The sequence below is a fragment of the Roseomonas acroporae genome (assembly GCF_023223525.1).
Classification (GTDB): domain Bacteria; phylum Pseudomonadota; class Alphaproteobacteria; order Acetobacterales; family Acetobacteraceae; genus Roseomonas_E; species Roseomonas_E acroporae.
Window position 1 is genome coordinate 1 of record NZ_JALPRX010000212.1, and the last position, 1,416, is coordinate 1,416.

At 72.3% G+C, this 1,416-nt stretch carries 4 protein-coding genes; all 4 read right to left on the bottom strand.

Going from position 1 to position 1,416, the window contains the following annotated elements; genetic code table 11:
• Positions 1 to 43: 43 nt before the first annotated feature.
• Genes M0638_RS28005 through M0638_RS28020 form a run of 4 tightly spaced genes read right to left on the bottom strand, consistent with a single transcriptional unit; the run spans position 44 to position 1,333 of the window.
• Complete coding sequence (locus tag M0638_RS28005) at positions 44 to 241, bottom strand: hypothetical protein (protein WP_248670242.1); 198 nt, start codon at positions 239 to 241, stop codon at positions 44 to 46.
• A complete protein-coding gene (locus M0638_RS28010) occupies positions 241 to 585 on the bottom strand; it encodes an HNH endonuclease (protein ID WP_248670243.1) in 345 nt (114 codons plus the stop codon). Before M0638_RS28010 ends, M0638_RS28005 begins: the two co-directional genes overlap by 1 nt.
• On the bottom strand, positions 582 to 1,094 hold the full coding sequence (locus M0638_RS28015; RefSeq protein WP_248670245.1) for a VRR-NUC domain-containing protein: 513 nt from the start codon (positions 1,092 to 1,094) through the stop codon (positions 582 to 584). The genes M0638_RS28010 and M0638_RS28015 overlap by 4 nt, the downstream gene beginning before the upstream one ends.
• 2 nt (positions 1,095 to 1,096) lie before the next feature.
• Complete coding sequence (locus tag M0638_RS28020; protein WP_248670244.1) at positions 1,097 to 1,333, bottom strand: hypothetical protein; 237 nt, start codon at positions 1,331 to 1,333, stop codon at positions 1,097 to 1,099.
• Positions 1,334 to 1,416 lie beyond the last annotated feature (83 nt).

Sequence of the window (1,416 nt, forward strand, 5' to 3'; positions counted from 1 at the left end):
CGGCCGGCGACGTCGAGCGGGTGGACGATGACGGGGATCAGGCTCACCGCTCCCTCCACGCCGCCTGCCGCTTCGCCTGCGCGGCGAGCTGGGCCTTGGTGGGCTTGGCCGTGCGGGGCTTGGAGGTGCGCTTGCGCTTCGGGGGCGGGGCGGACTTGAGCCCGCGCGCCTCCAGCCACGCGTTGTTCTCCGCGATCTCCTCGGGCGCGCGGGGCAGGCCGGTGTGGATGGAGATGGCCATCAGAGCGGCGCCTCGCTTTCGGCCGACCGGCGCTTGGCGGCGACCTGATGCTCCGCTTCCGCGTAGAGGCCCGTGACGTAGACCTGCCATGCGCGGATACGGCGAAGGCGATACGTGGAGTTGCCGAGGTATTCCTCGGCCGTCATGCGGTCCTTGCCTTCGTTGCAGGCCCTGCAGGCGAGCACCTTGTTCATGAGGCTGTTGTCGCCGCCGTAGGCGCAGGGAATGATGTGATCGAGGGTGTCGCCCGGCAGCCCGCAATAGGCGCACTCGCCGGCCCACCACTTCTTGAGGCGAGCCATTTGCGCGCGCCGCTGGTGGGCGTTGATCCTGTTCCGGCTCACAGCGGCACCGCCTCCCTCGGCAGGCGCGGACTACGCGGCTTGGCGACGCGGAACACCGCCTCGCGCGCCGGATGGTCGCCGGCCTCGATGGTGCGCACGCCGGCCTGCCGCAGCACCCATCGGGCGGTCTCGATGCTGTTCGCGACGCCGACGTGGTGGCCCAGGGCGCGGAGGCGGCGGATCATCTCGTCCTGCTCATCCGACAGGACCCCGCGCGGGGCCTTCACCTCGATCAGCACGGCGATGCCGCCCGGCGCGCGGATGTCGAGGTCGGGCCAGCCGCTCCGCACGCCATCGCCGGCACGGATCGCGCGGTGGATCTCGCTGTGGGCCATGCCCTCGTTGGGCGAGTGGTGGACGATGGCGCCGGGCACGACCGCCTCGACCCACGCGATGATGGTCCGCATGACCTGGCGCTCGGGCGCGCCGCGCTTCTTCCGCGGGGGGCTCGCCGGCGGCACCAGCTCGTCCATCTCGTCGGCCAGGGAGAGGGCGTGGTTGACGAGCATGGTCACCGCGCCGCCCCCACCAGCCGATACGCCGTGCAGGCCGGATCGAAGCCGTGCGCGCGCCGCGTCTCGACCGTCTCGGCCGGGTGCAGGCTGTCGCGCAGGTCGCACAGCGCGGGGCGGAAATGCTCGCCGGCGACGGCGCGCAGGTAGCGATCCGTGACCCAGGTGCCGAGGGCGGCGCGCAGGGCGATTTCCAAGCGCTGGGCACGGTTGAGGGCGGCCGGGTCAGCGATCATGCCCTCTACTCCGCCAGCCCGAGCCAGCCGATGCGGCCAATACCCATGGCGCCAGCGGTCGGGCACTGCGTCGCCCCCTTGCG